General features: G+C 68.5%; 27 protein-coding genes. 18 read left to right on the top strand and 9 right to left on the bottom strand.

What is annotated here, in order from left to right; all coding sequences use genetic code 11:
* Nucleotides 1-87: 87 nt before the first annotated feature.
* Nucleotides 88-435 (top strand): MmcQ/YjbR family DNA-binding protein, encoded by a 348-nt coding sequence (locus ACTWQN_RS32190; protein WP_443207497.1) that lies wholly within the window; start codon nucleotides 88-90, stop codon nucleotides 433-435.
* A gap of 10 nt (nucleotides 436-445) precedes the next feature.
* Here ACTWQN_RS32190 and ACTWQN_RS32195 read toward each other — a convergent pair whose 3' ends face one another.
* The 3 genes from ACTWQN_RS32195 to ACTWQN_RS32205 form a co-directional block, all read right to left on the bottom strand.
* Nucleotides 446-1,663, bottom strand: a complete 1,218-nt coding sequence (locus ACTWQN_RS32195) for an erythromycin esterase family protein (protein ID WP_443207398.1) — start codon at nucleotides 1,661-1,663, stop codon at nucleotides 446-448.
* Between the two features lie 143 nt (nucleotides 1,664-1,806).
* The gene (locus ACTWQN_RS32200; RefSeq protein WP_443207399.1) at nucleotides 1,807-2,031 is read right to left on the bottom strand and encodes an anti-sigma factor; all 225 of its coding nucleotides are present in this window, start codon (nucleotides 2,029-2,031) and stop codon (nucleotides 1,807-1,809) included.
* Nucleotides 2,028-2,723, bottom strand: a complete 696-nt coding sequence (locus tag ACTWQN_RS32205; RefSeq protein ID WP_443207400.1) for an RNA polymerase sigma factor — start codon at nucleotides 2,721-2,723, stop codon at nucleotides 2,028-2,030. Before ACTWQN_RS32205 ends, ACTWQN_RS32200 begins: the two co-directional genes overlap by 4 nt.
* Before the next feature lie 229 nt (nucleotides 2,724-2,952).
* On the opposite strand from ACTWQN_RS32205, the gene ACTWQN_RS32210 reads away from it, so the two are divergent.
* Together ACTWQN_RS32210 and ACTWQN_RS32215 are read left to right on the top strand one after the other, a co-directional pair.
* Nucleotides 2,953-3,435, top strand: coding sequence for a peroxiredoxin family protein (locus ACTWQN_RS32210; RefSeq protein WP_443207401.1), 483 nt, complete (start codon nucleotides 2,953-2,955; stop codon nucleotides 3,433-3,435).
* 200 nt (nucleotides 3,436-3,635) lie between these two features.
* Nucleotides 3,636-4,349 (top strand): HAD family hydrolase, encoded by a 714-nt coding sequence (locus ACTWQN_RS32215; protein ID WP_443207402.1) that lies wholly within the window; start codon nucleotides 3,636-3,638, stop codon nucleotides 4,347-4,349.
* On the opposite strand, the gene ACTWQN_RS32220 is transcribed toward ACTWQN_RS32215, so the two are convergent.
* On the bottom strand, nucleotides 4,312-4,764 hold the full coding sequence (locus ACTWQN_RS32220) for a DUF5709 domain-containing protein (RefSeq protein ID WP_443207403.1): 453 nt from the start codon (nucleotides 4,762-4,764) through the stop codon (nucleotides 4,312-4,314). The two genes, ACTWQN_RS32215 and ACTWQN_RS32220, sit on opposite strands and share 38 nt — an antisense overlap.
* 225 nt (nucleotides 4,765-4,989) lie before the next feature.
* Here ACTWQN_RS32220 and ACTWQN_RS32225 point away from each other — a divergent pair, with 225 nt between their 5' ends.
* The 8 genes from ACTWQN_RS32225 to ACTWQN_RS32260 all read left to right on the top strand — a co-directional run bounded on the left by ACTWQN_RS32225 (nucleotide 4,990) and on the right by ACTWQN_RS32260 (nucleotide 11,587).
* Nucleotides 4,990-5,382, top strand: a complete 393-nt coding sequence (locus ACTWQN_RS32225) for a molybdopterin-dependent oxidoreductase (RefSeq protein ID WP_443207404.1) — start codon at nucleotides 4,990-4,992, stop codon at nucleotides 5,380-5,382.
* Nucleotides 5,373-5,912, top strand: coding sequence for a ferredoxin reductase domain-containing protein (locus ACTWQN_RS32230; protein WP_443207498.1), 540 nt, complete (start codon nucleotides 5,373-5,375; stop codon nucleotides 5,910-5,912). The genes ACTWQN_RS32225 and ACTWQN_RS32230 overlap by 10 nt, the downstream gene beginning before the upstream one ends.
* A gap of 1 nt (nucleotide 5,913) precedes the next feature.
* The gene (locus ACTWQN_RS32235; RefSeq protein WP_443207405.1) at nucleotides 5,914-6,180 is read left to right on the top strand and encodes a DUF6510 family protein; all 267 of its coding nucleotides are present in this window, start codon (nucleotides 5,914-5,916) and stop codon (nucleotides 6,178-6,180) included.
* 237 nt (nucleotides 6,181-6,417) lie between these two features.
* Nucleotides 6,418-6,909: a MarR family winged helix-turn-helix transcriptional regulator gene (locus ACTWQN_RS32240; protein WP_443207406.1), complete on the top strand. Its 492-nt coding sequence runs from the start codon at nucleotides 6,418-6,420 to the stop codon at nucleotides 6,907-6,909.
* Between the two features lie 79 nt (nucleotides 6,910-6,988).
* Nucleotides 6,989-8,023 carry an ABC transporter substrate-binding protein gene (locus ACTWQN_RS32245; protein ID WP_443207407.1) on the top strand — a complete coding sequence of 345 codons (1,035 nt, stop codon included), beginning with the start codon at nucleotides 6,989-6,991 and terminating at the stop codon, nucleotides 8,021-8,023.
* On the top strand, nucleotides 8,020-8,895 hold the full coding sequence (locus tag ACTWQN_RS32250) for an ABC transporter permease (RefSeq protein ID WP_443207408.1): 876 nt from the start codon (nucleotides 8,020-8,022) through the stop codon (nucleotides 8,893-8,895). Before ACTWQN_RS32245 ends, ACTWQN_RS32250 begins: the two co-directional genes overlap by 4 nt.
* Before the next feature lie 221 nt (nucleotides 8,896-9,116).
* Nucleotides 9,117-9,896: an ABC transporter ATP-binding protein gene (locus ACTWQN_RS32255; RefSeq protein WP_443207409.1), complete on the top strand. Its 780-nt coding sequence runs from the start codon at nucleotides 9,117-9,119 to the stop codon at nucleotides 9,894-9,896.
* Nucleotides 9,893-11,587: a thiamine pyrophosphate-requiring protein gene (locus tag ACTWQN_RS32260; protein ID WP_443207410.1), complete on the top strand. Its 1,695-nt coding sequence runs from the start codon at nucleotides 9,893-9,895 to the stop codon at nucleotides 11,585-11,587. The genes ACTWQN_RS32255 and ACTWQN_RS32260 overlap by 4 nt, the downstream gene beginning before the upstream one ends.
* Nucleotides 11,588-11,781: 194 nt before the next feature.
* Here ACTWQN_RS32260 and ACTWQN_RS32265 read toward each other — a convergent pair whose 3' ends face one another.
* A complete protein-coding gene (locus ACTWQN_RS32265; RefSeq protein WP_443207411.1) occupies nucleotides 11,782-12,816 on the bottom strand; it encodes an ABC transporter ATP-binding protein in 1,035 nt (344 codons plus the stop codon).
* Nucleotides 12,800-13,822, bottom strand: coding sequence for an ABC transporter ATP-binding protein (locus ACTWQN_RS32270; RefSeq protein ID WP_443207412.1), 1,023 nt, complete (start codon nucleotides 13,820-13,822; stop codon nucleotides 12,800-12,802). Before ACTWQN_RS32270 ends, ACTWQN_RS32265 begins: the two co-directional genes overlap by 17 nt.
* A gap of 206 nt (nucleotides 13,823-14,028) precedes the next feature.
* Here ACTWQN_RS32270 and ACTWQN_RS32275 point away from each other — a divergent pair, with 206 nt between their 5' ends.
* From ACTWQN_RS32275 to ACTWQN_RS32305, 7 genes are read left to right on the top strand one after another with little or no spacing between them, the layout of a single operon-like run.
* Complete coding sequence (locus ACTWQN_RS32275; RefSeq protein WP_443207413.1) at nucleotides 14,029-15,237, top strand: dipeptidase; 1,209 nt, start codon at nucleotides 14,029-14,031, stop codon at nucleotides 15,235-15,237.
* Nucleotides 15,237-16,844, top strand: coding sequence for an ABC transporter substrate-binding protein (locus tag ACTWQN_RS32280; RefSeq protein ID WP_443207414.1), 1,608 nt, complete (start codon nucleotides 15,237-15,239; stop codon nucleotides 16,842-16,844). The genes ACTWQN_RS32275 and ACTWQN_RS32280 overlap by 1 nt, the downstream gene beginning before the upstream one ends.
* A gap of 15 nt (nucleotides 16,845-16,859) precedes the next feature.
* A complete protein-coding gene (locus ACTWQN_RS32285) occupies nucleotides 16,860-17,822 on the top strand; it encodes an ABC transporter permease (RefSeq protein ID WP_443207415.1) in 963 nt (320 codons plus the stop codon).
* A gap of 11 nt (nucleotides 17,823-17,833) precedes the next feature.
* Nucleotides 17,834-18,745, top strand: a complete 912-nt coding sequence (locus ACTWQN_RS32290; protein ID WP_443207416.1) for an ABC transporter permease — start codon at nucleotides 17,834-17,836, stop codon at nucleotides 18,743-18,745.
* Between the two features lie 30 nt (nucleotides 18,746-18,775).
* Nucleotides 18,776-19,018 (top strand): hypothetical protein, encoded by a 243-nt coding sequence (locus ACTWQN_RS32295; protein WP_443207417.1) that lies wholly within the window; start codon nucleotides 18,776-18,778, stop codon nucleotides 19,016-19,018.
* Nucleotides 19,008-19,943, top strand: a complete 936-nt coding sequence (locus ACTWQN_RS32300) for an alpha/beta fold hydrolase (RefSeq protein ID WP_443207418.1) — start codon at nucleotides 19,008-19,010, stop codon at nucleotides 19,941-19,943. Before ACTWQN_RS32295 ends, ACTWQN_RS32300 begins: the two co-directional genes overlap by 11 nt.
* A complete protein-coding gene (locus ACTWQN_RS32305; RefSeq protein WP_443207419.1) occupies nucleotides 19,871-21,010 on the top strand; it encodes an Lrp/AsnC family transcriptional regulator in 1,140 nt (379 codons plus the stop codon). The genes ACTWQN_RS32300 and ACTWQN_RS32305 overlap by 73 nt, the downstream gene beginning before the upstream one ends.
* On the opposite strand, the gene ACTWQN_RS32310 is transcribed toward ACTWQN_RS32305, so the two are convergent.
* From ACTWQN_RS32310 to ACTWQN_RS32320, 3 genes are all read right to left on the bottom strand, one after another.
* Nucleotides 21,007-22,161, bottom strand: coding sequence for a L,D-transpeptidase (locus tag ACTWQN_RS32310; protein ID WP_443207420.1), 1,155 nt, complete (start codon nucleotides 22,159-22,161; stop codon nucleotides 21,007-21,009). The two genes, ACTWQN_RS32305 and ACTWQN_RS32310, sit on opposite strands and share 4 nt — an antisense overlap.
* Nucleotides 22,162-22,489: 328 nt before the next feature.
* A complete protein-coding gene (locus ACTWQN_RS32315; RefSeq protein WP_443207421.1) occupies nucleotides 22,490-23,230 on the bottom strand; it encodes a molybdopterin cofactor-binding domain-containing protein in 741 nt (246 codons plus the stop codon).
* A gap of 86 nt (nucleotides 23,231-23,316) precedes the next feature.
* Nucleotides 23,317-24,255, bottom strand: coding sequence for a LysR family transcriptional regulator (locus ACTWQN_RS32320; RefSeq protein WP_443207499.1), 939 nt, complete (start codon nucleotides 24,253-24,255; stop codon nucleotides 23,317-23,319).
* Nucleotides 24,256-24,379: the final 124 nt, after the last annotated feature.

Here is a 24,379-nt window from a genome sequence, read left to right on the forward strand (position 1 = left end):
CGAACTCGCCGCCAGCACGTGCCTGATCCTGCACCCGGAGAGCTGACCCGAGCCGCGCTGTCGGTGGGGTGCGCCAGAATTGCCCGCATGGGTGTGCCCAGCGGTCAGTTCTTGCGGATGGTGGACAGGCTCGCCGAGGTCGAGGAGGCGGAGGGGCGGGACTACACGTCCTTCAGCGTGTGCGGCAAGCGGTTCGGCTACTACTGGCCGAGGACCGAGACGGTCGGCCTGAAGCAGACGCTGTCCGAGCAGATCGCGTTGGTCTCCGAGCGGCCGGACGTGTTCGAGGTGCAGTTCACTGCTGGTGGCTTCGGTTGGGTGGTGGTGCACCTGCCGAAGATCGACGCCGATGAACTCACCGAGCTGGTTTACGAAGCCTGGCGCCTGTCGGCCCCCGAACCCCTCGTCGAGGAACACCCGCTACCGAGTCGGTGAGCGAGCGGGCTCACGGCTGGACGAAGGAGCTCGGGCTCATCGTCGGTAGGCAGGCGAGTCCGTCGAAGGCGGTCAGCACGTCCACCGGTGTGTTGGTGTAGGCGTGCCGGATGGCCGAGGGACCGGGGTGGCCGCGTGCGGGCCGCAGGTCCAGCAGCACCGCCTCGTCGTCCGGCACGAGTTCCGCGACGGCCCGCTCCACGCCGTTCTCGGCGGGCGGGTCCAGCGGTCGCGTCACGACCTCGATGCCCAGCCTGGCTCGTTCGTCCAGCCGCCCGCCGGTGGTGCTGCCGGTACGCGCGGTGACGCCCAGGACGAAGTAGTCCGCGCCGAGGTCGGCGGCGAGATAACTGCCAGCGGAGGGGAACTTGACGCCCGGCACCAGCTCCATCGGCACGCGCTGCACGTGGCCGTTGTGCTGCATCAGCACGATCCGTTCCCGCGGTCCGGACAGCTCGCGCAGCAGCCGCACGGTCTCGGCCTGGTAGACGTCCCGGGACGACGGCAGCAGCGGGGGCGGGTTCGGTCCGCCCAGCTCGGTGAGCTCGCGCAACTGCTCGTCGAGGCGCAGCGCGCCGAGTGCGTGGTGCCGAGCGATCAGGTGATCTTGGTGGGGGCCGGGCCGCAGGGCGTCCAGTCGCAGCAGCAACCTGGTCAGCGCGGCGGTGGCGGCGTCGCGATCCGAGGTGCTCAGCGTGGCGTACCGGGCGGGAGCCGCACCGTTGTTGGCCGCGACGTAGGGCTGCGTCGCCTCCATCGCCGCGTCGGCCAGGTGCACCTGGCCGGGGGCGTGCGCGGCGAGGTAGTCGCGAACCCGGCGCAGCGCGGGCAACCCCGAGCCACCCGAACCCGGCACGTCCAGCCCGGCGAAGCGCACCCGACCGCCAGCCGCGTTGTGCGCGCGCAACCAGCCGAGCATGTCGTGCATCTCGGTGGAGTCGCCGATGCGGAAGGTGAACCCGTCCCGCGCCACCGCCTCGACCTCGCCGGGGCCGCCGCGAATCCAGTCGTCGACCAACTGCCCTTCGGCGAAGCCCGATTCGAACGCGAGCACCCCGAAGTCCAGTTCGGTGACCAGGAAGCGCAGGATCCGGTCGCGCAGCAGGTTGAACTCGCGGATGTGGTGGTTGTTCTCGCCGATCGCCACCACCTGCGCGTCGCCGATCAGCTCCGCGAGCGCGGACAGGTCATCCAGCGGCAGCCGACGAACGGTGTCTGGCAAAGGCATGGCGGCTCCCGTGAGGTGGCGGTTCGACGCTACGCAAGGTGCCGCAAACACCGATCACCGGGCAACTCATTTCCGCTCCCCGCGAATCCGAAAGCCGCCCTTGATCTTGTTCTTTGCGGCACCAAAAACTCGAAGACGGGCACTCAGGTGAAGTCGTTGTGGCTGACCGCGTTCAGCAGTCCTTCGAAGTCTTCGGCGCAGGGGCCGCAGGCCCGCAGGTGCGCGAGCATGCCGGGGTAGCGCTCCTCGGGGGCTTCGCCCTGCAACGTCAGGTCCACGTAGACGTGCAGGATTTCCATGGCCTGTTCGCATCCGACGTCGCGCGGGTCCGTCTCCAGGAAGCGGTCCAGCATCGGCCAGCTGTTCATGAGCGCCTCGCCGTGTCGTGGTCCACGTATCCGGCTGCGACGAGACGCGACCGGAGTTTGCGCCGTGCGTCGAACATCGTCTTGTACACGGCATTGCGGTTGGTGCCCAACTCGGCCACGAGTGCGTCGAGCGGCACGCCGCCGAGCACGATCGCGACGAAGATCCGGCGCTGGTGATCGGTGAGCACCTCGTCGACGGCCTGGCGCAGTCCGGCGAGCAGGTCGCGGGCTGCCGCCGCCTCGTGGGGCCCGATGCCGAACCGGTCGGGAAGCCTGTCCCAGTCCTCGGCGTCCAGCGGCGCGTCGCGGGTCCGCCAGAAGTGCCTGCCGAGTTTGCTGGAAACCTCCAGGATCGCGAACTTGAACGCCCAGGTGGTGAACCGGCTCTCGCCGCGGAACTGGTCGATCTTCCGGGTGATCGACATCAGCGCGTCCGCGGCGGCCTGGTGGGCGATGTCGTCGAGTTCGGGGCCGGTGATGTGCAGCTGGGGACCACGGCGCCGGACCTCGCCCTGCGCGACCCGCAGCAGCAGGGCGTGCAGCCGGTCGCAGGCGTGTTCGTATTCCGCGCCGCCGGAGGTCAGGGTGCGGATCCACGCGGCGGACTCCGGGTCGAGAGCCGTCGCGACCCGCCCGGACGGCTCGGCGTCGCCGGGCGTCGCGGGCCGCGATTCGTCACCGCGTGCGGGCATCGTCCGCACCTTCCGGGCGAGCTCCCCCGAGGTGTTCGCCGATGAGCGCCCCGATCAACGTGGTTCGGCTCCGGGCGGCATGCCTTCGATGCACAACGCGACCATACGCGCTGGGTACCGCCGCTTTCGAAGGCGCGGTGAGCGCGGCCGAAATTTGCTCGGTCCACGGCGGTAAGACCCCGGCCGTCGGCGCCACTAACCAGAGGAACAGAACGACAGGAGACAGGTCATGACTCTGCTCGAACCCGGGGCCCGATTCCCGGAGCTGACCGCGCAGGTGGCCGGTGGCGACCAGGTGGTCCTGCCCGACGCTTTGGCCGGGCACTTCGGGGTGGTGCTGTTCTACCGCGGTTCCTGGTGCCCCTACTGCAAAGCGCAGCTGCGCGCCTTCCAGCGCGCGCAGGAAAGCCTGGCCGCTGCCAATGCGTTGGTTTTCGCGCTCTCCGTCGACGACGAGGCGACCACCAAGGAGCTGGTCAGCAAGCTGCGACTGGAGTTCCCGGTGGGCCACAGCGCCGACCCGCACGCCGTGGCCGAGGCGACCGGGGCGTTCGTCAACCCCGACCCGGAGTACCTGCAGTCCACCGGATTCGTCCTCGATCCGCAGGGCCGGATCCTGGTGAGCGTCTACTCCAGCGGCGCGATCGGCCGCCTCGTGCCGGAGGACGTCGTCGGCCTGATCAACTACGTCCGCGACCACAACACCAACTGATCCCAAATCGCATTCACCAGTGCGCAACCGAGCCGCGCACGACGAGGTGACGGGACGGGGTGAGGGGCACCCGTGACCAACTTACTGGGTCACAGGTGCCCCTCACCTTGAACGGGGTCGGGGGTGGGTTGTTGCCAACTGGGCTCGGGTTGGTCGAGGGTGTGGCTGGTGTTCGTCAACGTGTCGACAGCGGAGGTGCCGTGATTGATCGCCGGGCAGTGGTGACGTTCGACCTGTTCAGCGCGCTGACCGACTCGCGGAGCGGGGGGAGCGCGCAGTTCGAGCAGCTGGCCGCGCGGCACGGCTGGGCGGTGGCGGGTGTGGACGTCTACGACCGGTGGGACGCGCTCAACAAGGCGGCGCAGCGCGATTGCGCGCGGTGGCGCCCTTTTCGGGAGCTCTCCGGCGAAGCGCTGGCGGCCACCTACCGCCAACTCGACCTGGCGGGCGACCCGGCCGCTGACGCCGAAGTGCTGCTCGATTCGGTCGGGAACTGGCCACTGTGGCCGGATGTGCAGACCAGTCTGGCCGCACTCGCAAAGCGCTACCGGCTCGGCATTCTGTCCAATGTGGACGATGATATCGCCGCGCGGACCCGCGCGGTGCCGCTGGTGAGTCCGGATCTGGTCTTCACGTCGCAGCGGTTGCAGACCTACAAACCCGGCCGCCGCATCTACACCGAGGCCGCGCGGCTCGCCGGATCACTGGTCCACGTGGCGACTTCCGGCCGCGACGTCGCCGGTGCGCTGCGCGCGGGCGTGCCGGTAGTACGCCTGCGGCGGCCCGGTCATGCCCCAGAATCGGGGAGCCCGAAGCCCGCCGTGGAGATCGCCGACCTGACCGAACTGGCGGCGCGACTCCGGCAGCCGAGCGGCTTCACTCCTGATCCGAGCGATACGGGGTTTCCGGAATGAGGTGCACAGCGGCTTCTTCCGCGGTCGCCGCCGAACCGTCGATGCCCACGTCGCTCGCGTACAGGTAGGGGTATTCCTCGTCCGTATCGGGGTCCGAGGCGAGTCGTCCGGCACGGGCGATCCCGACTTCTTCGTCGTAGGGTTCGCCGTCGGTGTCCGAGGTATCGCCGATGTCGTCGCCCTCGTCGAGGTATCCGGCATCGGGCAGTTCGCGCGCCAACCGACCGTCGAGGCTTTCATGCCCGGCCGCCTCGCGGGCCGTCAGTCCCCAATCGGACACCGCCCACGGGCGTTCCGGCGGGGAGTAGCCCTCGTCCAGCACATCGTCGACGCCCCGGTCGTCGAGGCTTTCCTCCGGCTCCAGCAGGCCCGAATCGGTGTCCACGCCATCGATTCGGTCGTTGTCGTCGCTCATCTCAACCTCCCATCGACTTCAACCGGCGCCAGACGACCCAGCCGTGACGTCGACGGTCCACCTGCCCCCAGTTTATCCGCGCAGCCACTGGTGACCTGCACCTTTGCCACCTGGCCGACGTTGTCTTGACCAGGCGACGACCGAGCCGGCCACCTACCCTGTCCGTGCGGCTGGCTGCCGAGTTGACCAGCGGGAATGCTGTTTCCGGCGGGAGAGGAGTGGCACATGGGGATCGTGTCGCCCGGGTTCCACGGCCGGGGACGACCCGCCGTGGAGCTGCCGCCCGGCCAGTACCTGACCGAGGACTTCCCGGTGCTGTCCGCCGGGCCGACCCCGCGGATCGTGCCGGAGGACTGGGAATTCACCGTCACCACGGAGACCGGGGCGACGTACCGCTGGACTTGGTCGGGCCTGCTGGCGTTGCCGGTGGAGACGGTCATGGTGGACATCCACTGCGTGACGAGGTGGTCCAAGTTCGGCACCACCTGGCAGGGCGTCTCGCTGGACACCCTGCTGGCCGACGTGGCCAGTGCGGCGGACTTCGCGCTGAGGACGGCTACCAGGCGCAACGAAGCTATTCGCTGGCCGCGCCAGCCGACGGCGACCGGCTGCGGTTGACGGTGCAGCGGGTGCCGGATGGCGAGGTGTCGCCGTACCTGACCGGGGTGCTCGCGCCGGGTGATCCGATCGAGGTCCGCGGGCCGGTCGGCGGTTGGTTCGTGTGGCGGCCGACCGACTCGCGGCCCGTGTTGCTGGTGGCGGGCGGGTCGGGCATCGTGCCGCTGATGGCGATGGTGCGAGCCCGCCGGGCGGCTGGCAGTCGGGTGCCGTTCCGGTTGATCTATTCCGTGCGCACCCCGGCGGAACGCTACTACGCCGACGAATTGGGACGGTCGACCATCCAGGGCGACGCGGGCGTCGACGTCAGCCACGTCTACACCCGCGCCGCCCCGGACGACTGGCCGCGGCAGCCGCACCGGATCGGTATCGCGGACATCAACAGCGGTGGTTGGCCGCCGGAGTTCGAACCGAGCTCCTTCGTGTGCGGGTCAACGGGATTCGTGGAGACCGTCGCGGACATCCTCGTCGCGCTCGGCCACGACCCGAGGCGGGTGAAGACCGAACGATTCGGCCCGACCGGAGGCTGAGATGGACCAGCAGTATCTCGATGGCAACGCGCTCGCGGGCCCGCTGGCCGAGATCTTCGCCGCGGACATCACGACCGCGGACGCCCGGTGCGGCGGCTGCGGGCGGACCGGACCGGTGGCGACGCTGCGGGTCTACGGCCGGGCACCGGGCCTGGTGGCCCGCTGCCCCGGCTGCGACGAGGTGTTGTTGCGGTTCGTTCGCGGCCCGGACGCCGCCTGGCTGGACCTGCGCGGCATGGTGCACCTGCGCATCGCGCTGCCCAGCTGACGACGCCGCGTCCGTCGACGAAGTAGTCGATCAATGTCCAGATAGGACATTTCTGCGGTGCTGCGCGCCGCAGGTGCGACCTCGGAGGTGTCGGCCGTGGCGATGCGCGGCGGTCCGTAGCGATTCAGTGCACAGGTGCGCCGAAACGAAACCCGCGCACCTCTTGACCGTGCGAAGTCACATAGACACTATGGGGACCGAACTGTTAGGGACCCTGTGAAAGATTGGGCCAACCGGATGAGCCGTGTCTCGGATGACGAGCGAGAAGACCTCGACGTGCTTCTCGTCTCGATCTCGGCGCGTCTGACCCGCCTGTACGGGCAGGTGCTCGGCCAGCTGGCCACCCCGCTGACCTTCCGCCAGCACCGGATGCTGCGCCGAATCGACCAAGGGCACAGCGCCATGGCGGCGCTGGCCGCCTTCGGCAACCTCACCGTCCCGACCGTGTCGGAGAGCGTCGAGGTCCTCGTTCGGCGCGGTCTCCTCAATCGGCAGGAGAACCCGAGGAGCAGGCGATCGCTGCTGCTGAGCCTCACCCCGGAGGGGCGCTCGGCGAAGGAAGCGGCGGACGCGGCGCTGGCCGAAGTCGGTCAGCGACTGCTGCAAGCCGTCCCCGAAGAGCGGCAGGCGATCTTGCACGAATCGCTGACTTCGATCTACGAAGCCGCGACCGATATTTTCCGGCAGCCGGATTCCGCAAGCGCGTCCCCGGGTGGTGCGCGCCGCTGATTCACCAGGGCTGCTAGCCGAAGCCGCGTCCCCGGCGGCCTTTCGGGATGGACTCGCGCAAGCGCGAGAGGAGATCACAATGAAGTGTTCGAAACTGTTGCGAAGATACCTGGCGTTGCTGGGTGTGGTGAGTCTTGGATTGGTCGCGTGCGGCGGAGATCCCGGCTCCGACGCGGCCATCGGCTGCGGTCCGCTCGCCCAACCGCAGGCCCTGAAGCTCGGTGTCAACCCCGGCGCGCAGGACATGGTCACGTTCGTCATGCAGGAGCAGGGCTTCGACAAGAAGCACAACCTCAATCTGGAGCTCAGCGAGTTCCAGAACCCGTCCGCGCTGCACGCCGCGATCGGACAGCAGACCGTGGACGTCGGCTTCGGCGGGCTCACGGCGATGGCCACCGCGCGCCAGCAGGGCCGCGACACGATGATCTTCGACGTGCTCACCAGTCCGTCCAATGTGATCGTGACCCGCAACGATTCCAACGTCCACAGCCTTTCCGACCTGCGCGGTAAAAAGCTGGGCATTTTCGGCGGCCGGACCAGTGCCACCTTCGCGATCGCCTCGATCGTGGCGAAGGAGAAGTACGGCATCGACAACCTCGAAAAGGACGTCCAGCTCATCGAAGGCCCGGACGCGGCGATGCTCGGCCTGCTCGACCAGGGCAACATCGACGCCGCGTTGATCGGCACCACGGCGACCGTGCAGGCGCTGCTGTCGGGCAAGTACCGCACGCTCAGCGACATTTCCCAGGACTACCAGGAGAAGTTCGGCAAGTTGCCGGGCCACGTGCTGGCAGCCACCACCGACGAGTACGCCGAGAAGCACTGCGGCGTCCTCAACGCCTTCAGCGCCGCTTTGGACGACACGGTCGCGTTCATCCAGCACGACGACAAGGTCTGGTCCGATTACGCGGCCGACATCAAGCTGACCGATCCACGGGCCCCAGCAACGCTGCGGGAGCGGGTCGCCTCGCGCTACATCCCGGACTGGAACCAGGAACAAGCCGATGCCGAGGCCTCGCTCATCAATCAGCTGATCCCAGTGCTCGGTCCGGACAAGTTCGTGCGAGCAGTCCCCGACGGGCTGTTCCGAGTCGATCTGAGGACAGCACAATGAGCACAGTCCACAGTGGTCAGGACGAGCGCGGCGCCGCGCTGGCGGCACCGGGTGCCGACGCCTCTTCGGTCGCGCCCGGCGCGGGCGACGCCTACGTCGCGCCGACTCCCGGGCGCAGCTGGCGGGGCGTCTGGCTGCGGACGCTGTCGCTGGCGTCGCTGGTGGTGGTGTGGTTCATCGCCTCGCTGTTCTTCGACGACAGCGTGTTGCCCGGTCCGGTGCGTGTCCTCGGAGCCATGATCGAGAACCTGGGCGACTCCGAGACCTACTTCCACCTCTGGACGACCGTGTACCGAGTCGTGCTGGGCATGCTGATCGCCGTGGTGCTCGGGCTGATCCTCGGCTTGGGCATGGGATTGTCGAAGTTCGGCGAGCAGTTCCTCGATTCCTGGATCCTCGTCGCGTTCACCGTTCCCTCGGTGGTGTACGGCATCCTGGCGATCCTCTGGTTCGGGCTCAACGACTTCGCGGCCATCGTCGCGATCGGGGTCACCGCGGTGCCAGCGGTCGCGATCAACATGTGGCAGGGCGTCAAGGCGATCGACTTCTCGCTGGTCCGGATGGGGCAGGCGTTCCACTTCTCGCGCGCCTCGATCCTGCGCAAGCTCGTCGTCCCGCAGGTGATCCCGTACCTGCTGGCGGCGCTGCGCTACGCGCTCGGACTGTCCTGGAAGATCGCCACCGTCGTCGAACTGATCGGCCTGTCCAGCGGTGTCGGGTTCCAGCTCAACTACTGGTACGGGCTGTTCAACATGACGCAGGTGCTGGCCTGGACGGCGTTGTTCACGATCGTCCTGCTGCTCATCGAATTCCTGATCCTCAAGCCCACAGAGCACTGGCTCACCCGCTGGCGCCCGACGATGCAGAACTAGAACTGTTTCAGAAGTGGTTTGCGTAGCGGTGCAGGTGGCGGAACCTCAGCAGCCGCCTCGGCTCCGGGATCCCCGACATCATGTACGTCCAATTCGCAGTGTTATTGCTCTGTCGGGGCTGTCCTCGCGAGGCGACGTCTGAGAACCCGCGGCGGTGCGAGCTGAGTCCCACACCATAAGCGGCTGCCGCCGCTTGCAAGACACTCAAGGAGTCGTCACACATGGCCGAGCCATATCTACTGATCGACAACGTGCGCAAGCAGTTCGACCGCCGCGGCGAGGCGCCGCTGACGGTGATCGACGGACTCAAGGTCGCCGTCGACCACGGATCACTGCTGTCCATCCTCGGGCCGTCGGGATGCGGGAAGTCCACGCTGCTCAACATGATCAACGGTCTGGACGACGTCACGTCCGGCAAGATCGTGATCAACGGGCACGTCGTGAGCATGAAATCCCGCTCCGAGGTCCGCATCGGCGTCGTCTTCCAGGAGCCGCGACTGCTGCCGTGGCGATCGGTGCGCGAGAACGTCCGACTGCCGCTGGACGAACTGGGCGTCCCCAGGGAGGAAGCGGACAAGCGGGTGCAGCACTACCTCGACCTGGTCGGGTTGGGGGAGTTCGGCGATTACTACCCGCTGCGGCTCTCCGGCGGCATGCAGCAGCGGGTGGCGCTGGCCAGGGGCCTGGCGATCGAGCCCGACCTGCTGCTGGCCGACGAACCGTTCTCGGCGCTGGACGAGATCACCGCGCGCAAGTTGCGCCAGGAATTCACCCGCATCTGGCGGGCCACCGGGCGTACCGTGCTGTTCGTGACGCACAACATCCGCGAAGCGGTGTTCCTGTCGACCCGGATGCTCGTCGTCACCGCGCGCCCGTGCACGGTGCACATGGACATCGCGATCGACATCCCGTATCCGAGAACTCCCGAAGACGATCGGCTTTTCGAGATCGAGAAGCAGATCACCAAGGACTTCATCGAGATGGAAGAGGCCGCCGGATGACCCCGGCCACCGAGCCGCGCACCACGGCTGAACTGCTGGTGCTGACACTGGTCGAGCACGGGGTGGAGGTGCTGTTCCTCAACCCCGGCACCGACACCGCTCCGGTCCAGGAGGCCTTCGCCCGGCTCGCCGCGGACGGCGTGGCGGTGCCGAGGGTGGTGCTCTGCCCGCACGAGGCGTTGGCGCTGGCCGCCGCGCACGCCTACTTCGCGGTGACCGGACGACCCCAGGTCGTCATGGTGCACGTCGACGTCGGCACGCAGAACCTCGGCGCGATGGTGCACAACGCTTTTCGCGCCGACGCCGGTGTGGTGATCATCGCCGGGCGGACGCCGCGCAGCGCGTACGGGGAAGAGCCGGGCGGGCGCGACACACCCGTCCACTGGCAGCAGGACGTGCCGGATCAGCCCGGGATCGTTCGCTCCTACGTGCGCTGGACGGCAGACCTGGCCGGTCCGGAGACGCTCGCGCAACAGCTGTCCAGGGCCTTCCAGATCGCTGGGGCCGCCCCCGGCGGGCCGGTCTACCTGACCGCGGCCCGCGAGGTCCTGATGCAGCCGGTGACGGCGCCGATCCAGCGTCCGGTGGTCGCCCGGCACCGGCCTCCGGCGCCACCCGCGCCGCACCCCGACGCACTGGAACAGGCCGCCGAGGTGCTCGCCCGCAGCGCCCGGCCGCTGATCACCACCACCCGCGTCGGGCGGCAGCCGGAGGCGGTCGCCGAACTCGTCGGCCTCGCCGAACTGCTGGGCGCCCCCGTCATCGACCGCCGCGAACGGGTCAACTTCCCATCGACCCACCCGCTCTACGTGACGGATCCCCGCGCGGCCCAGGAGTTGTTGCGCCAGGCCGACGCGGTGCTGGTCGTGGACAGCGACGTCCCGTGGATCCCGCAGCGCGCCCAACCGGCAGCCGATGCGTCGATCGTGCTCATCGACCACGATCCGGTTCGCGCCTCCGTGCCGGGCTGGTCGTTCCCGGTGGACGTGCCGATCGTGGCGGATCCGCTGGTCGGGCTGCGCCAACTCACCGCGAAGCTGCGCGAGCGCGGTGCCCGGCGACCCGACACGGCGTGGTGGACGCGCGCCGCGGCCGTGCAACCTCCCAGCACCGATGCCGGGATCGCGCCCGCGGACGTGGCCCGCGTGCTCGACGGTCTGCTGTCCGAAGAGGACATCCTGATCGAGGAAGCCACCACGAACATGGAAGTGCTCCGGGCAGAACTGCGCCGGACCGCACCCGGCACGCTGTTCCAGTCGGGCGGTTCCGGACTCGGCTGGGCGCTTGGCGCGGCGATCGGGGTTCGGCTGGCTTCGCCGGAGCGCCGGGTCGTCACGGTGGTGGGCGACGGCAGCTTCATGTTCTCCGAGCCGTTGGCCGGATTGTGGGTCGCGCGCCAGCAGAACACCCCGTTCCTGACGGTGGTGCTGCGAAACGGCGGCTACGCGGCGAGCCGACGCCCGGTGTTCGCGCTGTTCCCGGAGGGCGAGTCCAGCAGGAACGCCGAGGTAGTCGGCACCCGCCTACCGGACCTACCCGACTTCACGGCGGTCGCCCAAGCCTGCGGCGCCCACGGCGAACACGTACAACAACGAGACCGCCTACAACCAGCACTGGTCCAAGCCCTGAAGGAAGTCGACAGCGGCAGATCCGCCCTAATCGCCGTCGACGTAACCTCCCCATGGCTGTAACCGGCCGGTGAGCGACTGATTTTTCCGAGTGAAGGGCACCTTTGACCGACTATGCCGGTCAAAGGTGCCCTTCACCCATGACCCGTCCAGGTGAGCCCATGAGATCGCGGCCGCGCTCCGGCGCGCCTTGCTCGGGCGTACCTTGGCCGAACAAATCGCGACCGGTTGCGCTGATTCGGCCGTCCCGTGGGTGTTCAGGCCCGGCGCAGTGCCTCTTCTGCGAAGTGGCAGGCGGTGTGGCGGTTGGTGTCGATCTCGCGCAGCAGCGGGGTGTTGTGGTGGCAAATGTCCTGGGACATCCAGCAGCGCGGGTTGAAGCGGCAGCCGCTTGGTGGGTTGACGGGGGAGGGTGGTTCGCCCGCGAGGATCCGGCGGTCCGCGAGGCGGCCCCGGTTGGATCTTTCCGACGGTGGTGCGGCCGACAGCAGGGCTTGCGTGTAGGGATGTGCGGGTGAGTTGTAGATCGTGTCGGTGTCGCCGATTTCGGCGATGCGTCCGAGGTACATGACGGCGACGCGGTCGGCGATGTGCCGGACCACCGACAGGTCGTGGGCGATGAAGACGATGGTGACGCCCAACCGGCGTTGCAGGTCGCTGAGCAGGTTGATGACCTGGGCCTGCACCGAGACGTCCAGCGCGGACACCGGCTCGTCGCAGACCAGCACATCCGGGTGCAGCGCGAGGGCGCGCGCGATCCCGATGCGCTGCCGCTGGCCGCCGGAGAATTGGTGCGGGAACCGGCTCATCATCTCGGTGGAGAGTCCGACCAGGCCGAGCAGTTCGGCGACCCGATCGCGGCGTTCGGCGCGGGTGCCCGAGCCGGTGGCGGCCAGCGGTTCGGCGATGATGTCCAGCACGGTCATCCGGGGATCCAATGACGCGTACGGGTCCTGGAAGATCATCTGCACTCCGTCGCGCAGCCGCTGGCGATCGCGGCGCCGACCGGCCGTCACATCATCGCCGCGGTAGACCAGTCGGCCGCGGTCGGGACGTTCGAGGCCGACGAGCATTCGCGCCAGGGTCGACTTGCCGCAGCCGGATTCGCCGACGATGCCGAGCACTTCACCGCGTCGCAGCCCCAGGCTGACGCCGTCGACGGCGGAAACCCGGTTGCGGCGCGGGAACGAGCCGACGGAGTAGCCGCGCGCGAGGTCGTCGGCCCGCAGGACGACGTCCTGGTCGCCCACGGCGACCGGCGCGTCCGTTTTCCGGTCAACCGGCAGACTCATCGAGCATCACCTCCGACTGGTGGCACGCGGTGGCCCGCGCGGTTGCGATGGCCACCAGGTCCGGCCGGATGTCCCGGCACAGGTCGACGACCCGGTGGCAGCGCGGGTGGAACGGGCAGCCGGACGGCACCCGGGTCGGGTTCGGCGGCGCACCGGGGATGGTGAGCAGATCCTCACCGCGGCGCTCGATCCGCGGAACAGAGTGCAGCAGCGCCTCGGTGTAGGGGTGCGCCGGATGGTTCAGCACCGCGTCTGCGTCGCCCTGCTCGACGATGCGGCCCGCGTACATCACCGCCAACTCGTCGGCGACCTCGGTGACCACTCCGAGGTCGTGCGTGATCAGCAGGACACCCATGTCCAGCTGCTCGCGCAGGCGCCCCAGCAGGTCGAGGATCTGGGCCTGCACGGTGACGTCGAGCGCGGTCGTGGGTTCGTCCGCGATGAGCAGCTCCGGTTCGAGCGCGATGGCCATCGCGATCAGGATGCGCTGGCGCATGCCGCCGGAGAACTGGTGCGGATAGTCGTCGACGCGGCGTCGCGGGGCCGGAATCCCGACCAGCCCGAGCAGGTCGGCGGCGCGCGCCGCGGCGGCCTTCCGGGAAGCTCCGCCGTGGACGCGGAACAGCTCGCCGAGCTGGTCGCCGATGGTCAGCACCGGGTTGAGCGCGGACAGCGCGTCCTGCAGCACCAGGCTCATGCGCCGCCCGCGCAGTTCGCGCAGCTGTCGTTCGCCGAGGCCGTGAAGATCGGTGTCGCCCAACGAGATCTCGTCGGCCTCGACCTGCGCGCCGGGGCCGCTCAGCCCCATGATGGCGCGGGCCGTCACCGACTTGCCCGAGCCCGACTCGCCCAGCAGCGCGACGAGCTTGCCGCGGTCGACGTCGAGGTCGACGCCGCGGACCGCGGGCACCACGCCGCGATCCGCGGTGAAGGAGACCGACAGGCCCCGGACCCGGAGGGCGGTTCGGGTCGGGGTGTTGTCACGACCGGTCGTCTGCGCGTTCACAGCCACGATCCAACATGACTCATGTTGCCGATAAGTTTCATCTGACCGCCATATCTGCCTTGATTCAACGCGACAGTTGACATCGGCGCCGAATAATGATGACACTTTGCGGCATCCCACCGGACTGAGTCAACCGCGACGGCCGTTGAAGACGTCGGCTCGCGGCAACGAGAAACCGGTTCTCAAGAGCCCCGAAGGAGAGCCACGTGCTGGAACCCGCTTCCCGCTACACCGGCTACACGGCCTACGAATACCTCGAAGCAGGCAAGGACTACCGCGAGTTCGCCTACGCCAAGCAGCTCGGCCGGGTCCCCGAATACGCCGGGCTGGAACTCACCACCGAGCAGGCCGAGCGCACCCGCCGCCTGCTGCGGGAGGAAACCGTCATCTCGTTGCACGAGCACGTCCAGGTGTTCCCGGAGGACATGGGCCAGCTGCGCGAGCACATCAAGCAGGGCCGCGAACCCACCGGCTACGAGGGGCTGTCCCGCTCCGGGCTGACCGCGGTGTTCGACAACGGGATGGACGGCACCTGCTGCATCAGCTCCGACGCGGGCTGGAAGTACCAGGACGTGCTGTTCGACCTCGGGGTGCGGATGGCCGACCTCGCGCACCAGGACTTCGTGATCAAGGCCGAGACCGTCGCGGACATCGAGCACGCCCAGCAGACCGGCCGCGTCGCGCACATCTTCGCGCTGGAGGCCGCGACCCCGATCGAGAACGAGATCGACCGGCTGGACGTGCTGTACGGCTTCGGCGTGCGGCAGATGGGCATCGCCTACTCCGAGGCCAACCTGCTCGGCAGCGGGCTGAAGGAACGCGGCGACGGCGGCCTGACCTACCTCGGTGACCGGGCTGTGGAGCGGATGAACAAGCTCGGCATCGCCATCGACATCTCCCACTCCGGCGACCGCACCGGACTGGACGTGATCAAGCTGTCCAAGACGCCGGTGTTCATCACGCACGCGGGCGCCCGTTCGGTGTGGCCGACCAACCGGATGAAGAACGACGAGACCATCAAGGCCTGCGCCGAACGCGGTGGCGTGATCGGCATCGAAGCGGCCCCGCACACCACGCTTTCCAAGCAGCACCCGCTGCACTCCATCGAATCGGTGATGGACCACTTCACCTACTGCGTGGAAATGGTGGGCATCGAGCACGTCAGCTTCGGGCCGGACACGCTGTTCGGCGACCACGTCGGTCTGCACGACGCCTTCGCGGCCAACCTCTCGCTCGGCCAGGCGCACGGGTCGGTGGATTACCAGAAGGTGCCGTACGTGGACGGTCTGGAGAACCCGGCCGAGGGCTTCTACAACATCATCGGCTGGCTGGTGAAGCACGGCTACAGCGACGACGAAATCCGCATGGTCGTCGGGGGCAACACGATGCGGGTCCTCAAGGAGGTCTGGGTCTGATGCCCCGATTACCGATAGCGGCCGTCGCCGCGGCGGCGCTGGCGGGCGCACTGCTCGCGGGCTGCGCGCCCAGCCGACCGGAATCCGGCGGCCCGGCCGCCACCGACGCGACGCTGACGATCGCCACCACCACCGACGTGGTCAACTACAACCCGCTGATCGGCAACAGCCGCAGCGACAACTGGATCACCAACCTGATGTACCCGCACCTGCTGAGCATCGGCGCGGACGGCAAGAAGCAACCGCAGCTGGCGCAGAGCTGGGGATACACCGATCCCACCACCGGCTACTACGACATCCGACCGGACATGAAGTGGTCCGACGGCAAACCGCTGACGGCGGGGGACGTCGCCTACACGATCAACGCCGTCAAGCGGGACGCACCGTCCGGGACCTTGTACGGCCAGCTGACGAACGTCGCGTCGGCCACCGCGGTGTCCGACACCCGGGTCGAGGTGAAGCTCAGCCAGCCGGACGCCTCGGTCATCCCCGAGGTCGGCTTCTGGGGCAACATCGTCCCGCAGCACGTGTTCGAACCGGCCGGTTCGGTCGCCAAGTTCGCCAACGACGGCAGCGGCGGCGGCTGGGTCAGCGCGGGTCCGTACAAGCTCACCAGCGTCCAACACGGGCAGAGCTACACGCTGGACCGGGTCGACAACTACCCGCTGGTGCCCGGCGGCAAGCCGAAGGCGGCCAAGGTCGTCTACCGGGTATTCCCGGACATCAACACGGAGATCCTCGCCCTGAAGAACGGCGACGTGGACGTCATCGCGAACACGCTGCCGCCCGCCCAGGTCAAGGAACTGCAGAACACCTCCGGCATCAAGGTCGAAGAGGTTCCCGGTCTCGGCTACGCGCAAATGGCCTACAACATGGACCGGCCCGACCTCGCCAAGAAGGACGTCCGGCTCGCGCTCGCGCACGCCGTCGACTACGAGGCGATCCGCCGGGTGGTGCTGCAGGGCCAGGGCGTCTCCACCGGTTCCAGCCAGCTGATGCCCGTGCTGTCGGACTTCTACGACAAGTCGATCACGGAGTACGAGCACAACCCGGACCTGTCCCGCCAACTGCTGACCGCAGCCGGGTACCAGGCCGACGCCGCGGGCAACTTCCCGCTGCGCTTCCGGCTCATCTACTCGTTGCAGGATCCGGTCACCGCGCAGTGGGCAACGCTGGTCAAGGACGGCGCGGCAAAGGCTGGGATCACGATCGACCTGCAAGGTGTCGAACGAAACACCTACCTGTCCATGCGGGACAAGGGGGACTACGACATCTACGCGGGCAACTTCGCCATCATGGACGACCCGGCGACGAACATGGCGCTGGCCTACCTGCCGGACGGGTCGATCAACTACGGCCACGTGGACGATCCGCAGCTGACCGGGTTGATCAACAAGTTGCGGGTGACCTTCGACCAGCAGCAGCAGATCCCGATCGCGCGGGAGGCCGCGAAGCTCGTCCGGGATCAGGTGTACGACAACATCCTGTACACCCAGAACCTCTACGTGGCACATCGCGCCGACTGGCAGGGCTTCACCGTCGAGCCCAGCGAACTGCTGTCCATCGTCAACCCGGTGTCGGTCGCCTCGGCGACCAAGGTCGGATAGTCGGGAGGCGCCCGGATGTCGCTGTCGTTGTTCGCGCTCAAGAGGTTGGGTCGGGGCGTTCTCACCATCTGGTTCGCGGTGACCGTGACGTTCCTGATGCTCCGGTTGCTGCCCGGCGACCCGGCGCTGGCACTGGCGAGCCCGAACATGACACCCGAGATCCGGGCGAACATCCTCGCCCAGTACGGGTTGGACCAGCCGCTGCCGGTGCAGTACGTGGACTACCTCGGTCAACTCCTGCAGGGCAACCTCGGGACGTCGTTCACCCAAGGCGTTCCGGTGCTGAGCGTGCTGGTGGACCGGCTGCCTTGGACGCTGCTGCTGGCCGGGTCGTCGTTGCTGGTCACGGTGCTCGTCGGGATCCCGCTCGGGGTGCTGGCCGCGGCCCGCTCCGGCGGGCTGTGGGACCGGCTCGTGCAGGTCGTCTCGGTCACCGGGCAGTCGCTGTTCATCCCCAGCCTGGGCATCCTGCTGCTCTACGTGCTCGGCCTGCGGCTGGGCTGGTTCCCCATCGGGGGAGCGTTCACCGACGGCACCTACGAGATGGACTGGTACCTGAGCGTGCTCCAGCACCTCGTGCTGCCGTGCCTGTCGTTGGTGGCGGCGCAACTGGGCGCCTACGTCCTGACGATGCGCTCCACGCTGATCGACTCGCTCGGCGCGGACTACATCGTGCTCGCCCGCGCGAACGGGCTGCCCTACCGCCGGGTGTTGTGGAAGCACGCGCTGCGCAACGCCCTGCTGCCGACCACCACGCTGGTCGGGCTGCAACTGGGCTTCCTGGTCGGTGGCGCGGTGCTCATCGAGACCGTCTACGCCTATCCCGGAATCGGGCGCGGCATCTACGAAGCGGTTACGCAACTGGATTTCCCCGTGCTGCAGGGCGCTTTCCTGTTGCTCGCGGCGACCGTGGTGGTCGCCAACATGATCACCGACATCGTCTACGGCGTGCTTGATCCCAGGGTGAAGGCATCGTGAGGGGCGCAGAGATGACAACCTCCGAACCCGATCGGGACTCGCGGGTGACCACGGTCGCGCCGGAGGAGCCCGCGGGCGCTGGTGAGATGCCGCGCGCCGCGCTGGCCACCTGGCGCGCTTTCCGCCGGGAACCGCTTGGCCTCATCGCCCTCGCGGTGCTCGTCCTGCTGGTCGTCGTGGCACTGGCGGCACCGCTGCTGGCGGCGTATCCGGCCGGATACGGCGATGTCGTCCTCTCGCCGCCGTCCGCCCAGCACTGGTTCGGCACCGACAGCCTCGGGCTGGACGTGTACGCCGAAGTGGTCTGGGGAACCCGGCAGAGCCTGCTGGTAGCTGCGGCGGCTTCGTTGATCGCCATCCTGGTCGGCACCCTGCTGGCGGTCGTCGGCGCCTACTTCCCGCGGCTGGACGGGGCGATCGGGATGCTGGTCGACCTGATCCTGTCGTTGCCGATCCTGCCGCTGATGATCCTGGTCGCGGCGCTGGTCGGGCCGAGCACGGTCACCATCATCGCGGTGATCGCGGCGTTCTCCTGGCCCGAGGTCACCAGGGTGGTGCGCTCCCAGGCCCTCGCGGTGGTGCGACTGCCCTATGTGGACGCCGCGCGCCTGATGACCAACTCGCCGGTGTGGATCATCACCCGGCACATCGTACCGGCGGTGACACCGCTGATCCTGGTGTCGGTGGTGCTCACCGCGTCGCGGGCGGTGCTCTCCGCCGCCGGGTTGGCCTTCCTGGGGCTCGGTGACCCGAACTCGTGGTCGTGGGGGCGCATCCTCTACGAGACGCAGCAGGCCGGTGCGATGTCCACGGCGTGGTGGCTGCCGCTCTTCCCGTCCCTGGCGATCTTCCTGCTGGTGCTCACCTCGACGCTGCTGTCCACCGCGTACAACGACGCCCGCAACCCGAAGACCAGGCGCTGACCGGATTTCCGGACCACGGCGAGGGATGGCATGACCACAACGGCACCGGTCACGCGGCAGCGGGCTCGGGATGCACGAGCCGCCGTGCTGGCGCCTGGCATGATCGTGTCGAACCACGTTCCCGGCCACGCCGGATACCGGATCTCCGACAGCATGCTCGGCACCGACGAGGCATCGCGGCCGCTGACCTCCTACCCGCGCGGAATCGAGGACCGCGCCGTCGCCGTGCGATTGTCCACATCAGACAGATCAGGAGCCAGCAATGTCCACTGAGGACGAATCGACCCGATCGGCGGAAGTGTCGCCGGAATTCGCCGCTGCCGACACCGCGGCGCAGTTCGTCGAGATCAACGGCAACCGGCTGGCGGTCGAAGTGCTCGGACCCGAGGACGCGCCCGTGCTGATCGCGCACCACGGCGCACCGGGCCTGGGCTCCCGAGCGGAACCGCTGGCCAGCTTCGGTCGGCTCGCCGACACCTACCGCGTGGTGGTGTTCGACGCCCGCGGCTCCGGCGAGAGCGAAGGCAACGGGCCGTACAGCCACGAGCAGTGGGCCGCCGACATCGACGGGCTGCGCGAGTGGATCGGGGCCGAGCAGATCATCATGGCCGGTGGCTCCTACGGCGGATTCATGGCGATGGAGTACGCCACCCACTACCCGGACCGGGTGCGCGCCCTGGTCCTGCGGGACACCTCCCCGGACAACTCGCACGAGGAGAAGGCGCGGGCCAACGCGCTCGCCTCCGCCCGGGTGCGGGTCGACCGGGAGAAGCTGGACCGCATCTTCCAGGGGCGGGTCCGCGACGACGACGACCTCCGCGACTGCTGGCGCGAAATCCTGCCGCTGTACGACTACGACTACGATCCGGCCAAGGTCGAACAGCGGGTCCAGGCCACGCCGTACCGCTACCAGGCGCACAACTACGCGTTCTCGGTCAACATTCCGCAATACGACCTGAAGGCGGTACTTCCGTCCGTCACCGCTCCGACGCTGATCACCGTCGGCAGAACGGACTGGATCACCCCGGTGGCGTGCAGCACCACCATCGCCGAGCTGGTGCCCGGCTCGCGGCTGGTGATCTTCGAGAAGTCCGGGCACTCACCGCAGATCGAGGAGGCGGACGCGTGGACGAAGACGGTGCGGGAATTCCTGGCCGAGGTCTGCCCGGTCCCGCCCACCGCGAATCCCGCACGGTGAACGGGCTCAACGCGGTCGACGACCTCAGTCGGCGGATCATCGTGGCGCTCCAGCAGGACGGGCGCGCGAGCTGGACGGCGATCGCCGCAGCCTGCGGAACCTCGGTGCCGACCGTGGCCAGACGCGGCCAGCAGCTGATCGCCGACGGCGTGGTGCGGGTCGCGGTGATGCCCAGGCTCGGCAGCACCGGTCCGGTGGAGACGTTCTTCGCGCGGATCGGCTGCCGACCCGGCACCCAACTGGAGGTCGCCGCGCAGCTGGTGGCGCGCGATGACGTCCGGTGGGCGGCGCTGATCACCGGGCCGTACGACATCGCGGTCGAGCTGGTGGTCGACGCCGGGCCGACCCGGTACCCCAAGACCATGCTGGAGTTGCAGCGGATTCCGGGGGTCGAGCGCTGGTACAGCGATCTGCTGCTGCACGTCTACAAGATGTCGCACGACTGGAGTCGGCAGCTGCTCGCCGACGAGTCCACCGACGCGCCGCCGGGTGGGTACCGGGCCACCGAGCCGACGTTGTGCGCGCCATCGCACCTGGACCAGGTCGACTGGGCGATTCTGGCCGTGCTGCGGGAGAACGGGCGGGCCAGCTTCAAGTCCGTGGCGCGCATCCTGGACCTGAACGAGAGCACGGTGCGGCGGCGGTTCGAACGGATGATCGGCGACGGCTGCGCCACCGTGGTCACCATCGTCCCGGCGGCGGCCCTCGGGCTGGAGGCCGAGACGGTGCTGACGGTGAGCGTCGAACCGGCGAAGCTCAGCGAGGTCGCCGACGCCATGCGGCGGCACCGGTCCGTCCGCTACCTCGCCGCGACGCTGGACGGCAACTCGTTGCTGTGCGAGGTCATCGCCACGTCGACGCGGGGACTGTTCGAGTTCACCACGTCCACCCTCGCCAACATGCCGGGCGTGGTCGGGTGGAGCGCCTCGGTGGAACTGCTGTCGCTGAAGCGGGGCTTCGTCGAGACGCCGTGGTGGCGCGACCAGCTCGCCGAACACCGGATCGACGACGCGTTCGACAGCTGCGCGGTCGCGGCAGAGGGCGTCCAGGCTGGTCTTCGCGGTTAGCGGGGCTGGAAGAGCGCGCTTCCTCGGACGTACTCGTCGTAGGGGATGGTCCAGTCGGGGATGTCGCCGTCCGCCGGGGTCAGCGGCCGACTGGACCCGATGATCTCCACCGGATCGCCCATCTGCACGAAGTCGAAGTACCACTTGCCGTTGGTCGGCGACAGGTTGATACATCCGTGCGAGACGTTGGCCTCGCCCTGCACACCGACGGTTGCCGGGTTGACGTGCACGAACTCGCCGTTGTTCGAAATGCGCACCGCGTGCGGGAGAACCTCGTCGTAGTAGCCCGGTTGCCCCTTCTGCGGCCCGCCCCAGGAGTCCGAGCGCATCCGCACCGAGGTGTGCTTCTCGAAGGCCACGTGAATGCCGTACTGGGTCGGGTAGATGCTGCGGCCGTAGGAGGCGGGGAACTCCTTGATCGGCTGGCCGTCCTGGAAGACGGTGAAGGTGTGGGTGTTGACGTCGCCGACCGCGCGCTGGTCCCGCCCGATGACGAAGTTGGTCTCGTGGTCGGCGGATCCCATCACGCCGCCGCCGGTGTCCACGCCGTACAACCGCGCGCGCACCCGGACGTTCGTGCCGGGCTTCCAGTACTCCTTGGGGCGCCAGTTGACCTGTTCGTCGCTCATCCAGTGGAACGAGCCCTCGGTCGGCACCGACGGCTCGACCGACAGGCGGCGTTCGACGGCGGCTCGGTCGGTCACCGGCTTGTTGAAGTAGATCGACACCGGCATGGCGATGCCGACGGTGTCGCCGTCGGTGGGCCGGGTTCGGTCGACGGCCACCGTGTCCACCGGCGTGGCGGTGCTGAACGTCGAGTTCAGCGGCATCGAGGGCCGTTGATCCGCGTCGTGGGCCTGGGCCTGCACGTGGTAGGTCGTGCCGAACGCCAGCGGCACGGTGCTGCTCCAGCGGCTGCCACCGCGCTCCAGCGCCCCGGGCACGCGGGCGCCATTGGCGGTCACGGTCACCGAGGTGAGCGTGCCCTGGTGCGCGGTGACGACCAGCGGATCGCTGGGAGCGACCTGCGCGGCCCGGTCCGGGATCGAGGCGCTCACCCTCGCCTCCGACGGCGTCGGCCCGAAACACGAGGTCAGCGCGCAGGCGAGCACGCCTCCGATGGCGACCTGCCAAGCTGTTGCGACCCGCATTCCCGCCCCCAGTCCAAATAGTGCAGTCCAGTAGCTGCACGGCTCGACGTCAGAACCACTGTCCGGGCCCAAGCGCAACATCTCAACACGATCATGTAACCCGATCCCGTGACCACGCACCGCCGCCCCACGGGGTGAGGGGAACAGGGTGAGGGGCACCTGTGACCCAGTAAGTTGGTCACAGGTGCCCCTCACCTCTCACTCGAAAGGGGTCGTGAGGGCGCGGGTTGGTGGCCGTTCGTGCATTAGCGACCTTTCAATCGGTGGTGCGGGCGTTGGCGATTTCGCGCGAAATCGCCAACGGTTGCGCGCCGCACGATCTCGGGTGTCAAGGCAGCGGGATGAACTTCTCCGGGGTGATCGGGAGTTCCCGGACGCGGTGTCCGGTGGCGTGGAACACCGCGTTCGCGATGGCCGGTGCGACGCCGACCGACGCGATCTCGCCGAGTCCCTTGGCGCCGACGGGATGCGCGTCCGGCTCGGCCTCGTCGACGAACCTGGCGCGGATGTCGCCGATGTCGGCGTGCACCGGCACGTGGTAGTCGGTCAACGCGGGCGTGATCAACCGGCCGGACACCGGATCCGGCAGCTGCTCCATCAGCGCGCCGCCGATGGCGAAGATGATTCCGCCGCGCGCCTGGTTCTCCGCGGTCCTGGCGTTGAGCACGCGGCCGCAGTCGAACACCGCGATGTGGCGGATCACGCGCACCCTGCTCAGCTCGCGGTCGATCCGCACCTCGGTGAAGTGCGCGGCGAAGGTGGCGAGCGCGAACGGGTTGGCGTCGAGCCGCACCGGTCGGCGCACCACCAGCGCGGCCAGCGGGGCGAGGAGCGTGTGTCCCCACATCCACGACTTGTTGCCGAAGGCGCCGCAGAGCAGCGAGGAGATCATCCGGATGCGTTCCTGCGGGATGCCGAACGCGGTCGCCAGCGCCGGGCGGTGCGCGTAAACGCCCTGGCTGGAGTCGTACACGGTGAGGCGGTCGCCTTCCCAGGCGGCCAGCGTGACCGACGGCTCCAGCGGGGAATGCGAGGCCGCCGGACGCCGACCGTGACACCAGATGTCCAATATGGACTGAACAGGTGATGTCGGAACCGCACGCCCGGTAGCGACGGATGGTCTGGGTGAGGGGCACCCGTGCCCCAGTTACTTGGTCACGGGTGCCCCTCACCCACGCTTGCTCTCCCCGACACCGCCGCGCCTTCAGGGGTTTGGCGTGGGTGGGTGGTGAGTTGGCGGACCACCGTGGTGAAGGTTGTGATCAGGGGGTCTGCGGTTTCGGCTGGTGTGCACAGTGCGATTCGCAGGGGTGGGATGTCGGTGATGGGGCGCCACGCGAGGTCGGCGCGGCCGTAGTTCGCGCTCATCGACTCCGGGCTGATGCAGATCGCAGTGCCCGAGGCCACGTGTTCGAGCATCTCCTCGACGTTGTCGTTCTCCGGACCCCAAATCGGTTCGCTGCCGTCCGGGCGCGGATTCACCGCCCACCAGTCCACCCATTCCCTCGGCGCCCGTCGGGTCCACATGATCGGGTCCAGCGCGAGGTCCGTGATCGAGACGGCGTCGCGTTCGGCCAGCGGGTGCCGGGCGGGGAGGCCGACCATGCGTTGCTCCACGCTCACGATCTCGGTGCGCAGCCCGATCGTTTGGGCTGGCAGCCACACGAAGGCGACGTCGACCAGTCCTTCGTGCAGCGCCAGCGCCTCGCCGCCCCAGTCGAAGCGCTTCGGCTCGACGCGGACACCCGGTTGGCGGCGCATGAACTCGGCATAGGCCTGGGTGGCCAGCGGTCCTGCTCCCGAGGCCGCGAATCCCACCCGCAGGGCACGGGATCTGGCCGCGGCACGGGCGGTCTGCTGCGCCGCGTGCCAATCGGAGATCAGTTGCCGCGCGGTGGTCAGAAATGCCTCGCCCGCAGGCGTGAGCAGCACCTCGCGGCCGGTCCGCTCGAACAGCGGGGTTCGGAGGTCTTCCTCCAGTTGGCGGATCCGCCGACTCAGCGAGGGCTGGGAGATGAACAGCCGTTGCGCGGCGCGGGTGAAGTTCAACTGCTCCGCGAGTTCGACGAAGTACCGCAGGGTGCGGGTGTCCACGTCCAAGCGTCGGCCTCCTGCCCTGACCAGGAAGGCTCGTGCGTGAAAATCCCGGTCCGCACCGGAACAGCCACCCACGATCCCCAGCCCGCGCACGCCAATCCGCGCGACCTATGCGTTCACT

The organism is Saccharopolyspora antiqui (genome assembly GCF_052246905.1).
Classification (GTDB): domain Bacteria; phylum Actinomycetota; class Actinomycetes; order Mycobacteriales; family Pseudonocardiaceae; genus Saccharopolyspora.